This window comes from uncultured Nitrospira sp. (assembly GCA_902500695.1).
Classification (GTDB): domain Bacteria; phylum Nitrospirota; class Nitrospiria; order Nitrospirales; family UBA8639; genus Nitrospira_E.
In genome coordinates, this window is sequence record CABVRQ010000167.1 from 1 (window position 1) to 2,543 (window position 2,543).

A 2,543-nucleotide genomic window follows, 5' to 3' on the forward strand; every position below is an offset into this window, starting at 1 on the left:
AGTAGACGCTTCAAACCTATGTTTGCAAGTCGATTACTCACCGCGGTTAGTTGATCTGCCTCTAGAGGGACCTGCCACACCGTGGGCCTGGGTGAACAGAAAAGGATGTGTTGTTGATGAATGGTACAAAATTTTTTGAAAGAATATTCCTTGCGTATTCGAATATTTCCCGCGTCGTCTGTCTTGGACGCGGGCTGGTCGCACTGGGTTGTGTCCTGCTTATGGGGATAACCGGCTGCATCGGGCCGGTTAAGCCGGCGCCGACACCACAGAGTCAGGCGGAACAGCCATCTTCATCAACGGAGACGGCCGAGGCGCCCCAGGCACTTGAACCGGCTCCGTCTACCATCCCCGAACCACGCGCCCCTGTCCTGCCGCTCCCCCCGATCGGCTTGGGCCAACCTACCATAGCTCAGGATAGGGAACAGATGCCGGTGGTCGAGGCCAAGCCGGTGCATATCGTGGCGCAACGCGACACGTACAACGTCACCCACGCCACGACGGGTATGAAGACCGACACGCCGCTGATGGAGACACCGGTGTCGGTGAAAGTCGTGCCCCAGGAAGTAATGAAAGATCAACAGGCCGTCACCATCGATCAGGCATTAAAGAACGTCAGCGGAGTGTATGTGGGGCAAGGGTTTGGATTGGTCGAGAACTTTAATATACGAGGCTTCCAAACCTTCGATTATTATCGCAATGGTGTGCGTTTCCAATCAGCCCTGACGCAAACCGGACCCCGAGAGGTGGCGAATCTGGAAAGAATTGAGGTCTTGAAAGGCCCCGCCTCCTTGTTATATGGCAGAATCCAGCCGGGAGGCCTCATCAATTTAGTCACCAAACAGCCACAGGCTCAACCCTATTATTCCGTGCAACAGCAGTTCGGCTCCTATGATTTCTATCGGACGACGCTGGATGCGACAGGCGGGCTCAATCAAAATAATTCGTTGTTATATCGAATCAACTTTGCCTACGAAAACGCCGGATCATTTCGGGAGTTTGTCGAGAGCGACCGAGTCTTTGTGGCGCCGGTGCTCCAATGGAAGCTGAGCGACCGCACACAAATTACCGTGGATATGGAATACAAGTCAGGGAAGGCCAGCCCGGATTATGGCACGATAGCGATTGGCGATCGTCCTGCCAACTTACCGGTTGAGCGAAATCTCGGGGAATCCTTTGCCGAGGCCAACTACGAAGAAATTCTTGCCGGATTGAACTGGTCGCATGCCTTCAATCCCGACTGGAAAGTTCAACACCGGTTCAATGCGAAATTTACCGATGAACACGATGATGTCGTGTTGCCATTGGCCCTTCAGGCGGATAACCGGACGTTAGATCGATTTTATGCCGGGTTCAGGGATAATAAGGTGGATGTATATACCTCCAGCCTCGATCTCACCGGCCGCGTGGAGACATTTGGCCTCAACCATTCCCTATTGTTCGGCGGCGACTATTATCATTTCAATCTCACGGGAACCATCATTGATAATTTTGCCTTTCCATCCATTGATATCTTCAATCCTACCCATGCCGGCAGCCCCATTCGTGATCCGGCTGATGATTATGAGTATGATCTCAAAGAAGAGTGGTTTGGCTTGTATGCCCAGGATCAAATTGCCTTGCCCTTTCATCTGCACCTCTTGTCCGAATTTCGGTAGGATCATGACAAGATCAAAAGAACGGATACGTTTGGAGGTGTGACTTCAAACACCAAAAGCAAACAGGAAAAAATCAAACCACGAGTCGGGTTGGTCTGGCAACCGATCAAGGAATTGTCATTCTATGGCAATTATGTCGAGAACTTTGGCGTCCCAAATCTATTTTCAGCGGGAACGGGCGGTAATCCTCTCAAGGCCGAAACGGCCCAGCAATGGGAAGCCGGAATCAAATCAGAGCTCTTCGATGGACGGTTCAGTGCGACGGTCGCCTGGTTCCGACTCACCAAACAGAATATCGCGACCGGCCATCCCGACCCGGCCTTAGCCGCCTTAGGGTTCTCCGCGCAAACCGGAGAAGCGCGAAACGAAGGGATAGAGCTGGATGTGACCGGTGAAATCCTGCCAGGGTGGCAAGTCTTTGCCAATTATGCCTATATCGATTCCGAAATCACCAAAAACAACGATGGCACGCAAGGCAATCGGTTCCCCAACGTGCCGAAGCACGGCGGCAGTGTATGGACCACCTATGATTTTCAGCAAAAAATACTCCGAGGGATCAAAGTGGGAGGAGGCATCGTCGCCAGAGGTGAACGTGAAGTCAATGAGGAAAATGACGCGCAAATGCCGGGCTATGTATTGGTGAATCTGGTGGCGGGCTATGCCTTCCCTGTAGGGCCATCCAGGGTGACGGCCCAGTTGAATATCAACAATGTCCTGGATAAGGAATATTTCCCGAGCAGTGCCGGTTTTGATCGTACGCGTATAGACGTGGGAACTCCAAGAATGTTTATGGGCTCGGTGAAGGTGGAGTATTAGCTCCGTGGGTCGGGGTGCGGCTCAAGAGCCGACGGGTGAATGAAGAGGAAGGTGATTGACGACGGCAAT

General features: G+C 52.5%; 1 pseudogene. It reads left to right on the forward strand.

The features are described 5' to 3' along the window. Positions 1-527: 527 nt before the first annotated feature. Positions 528-2,474, forward strand: a pseudogene (locus AAH187_RS19135) (TonB-dependent siderophore receptor). The last annotated feature ends 69 nt before the right edge of the window (positions 2,475-2,543 follow it).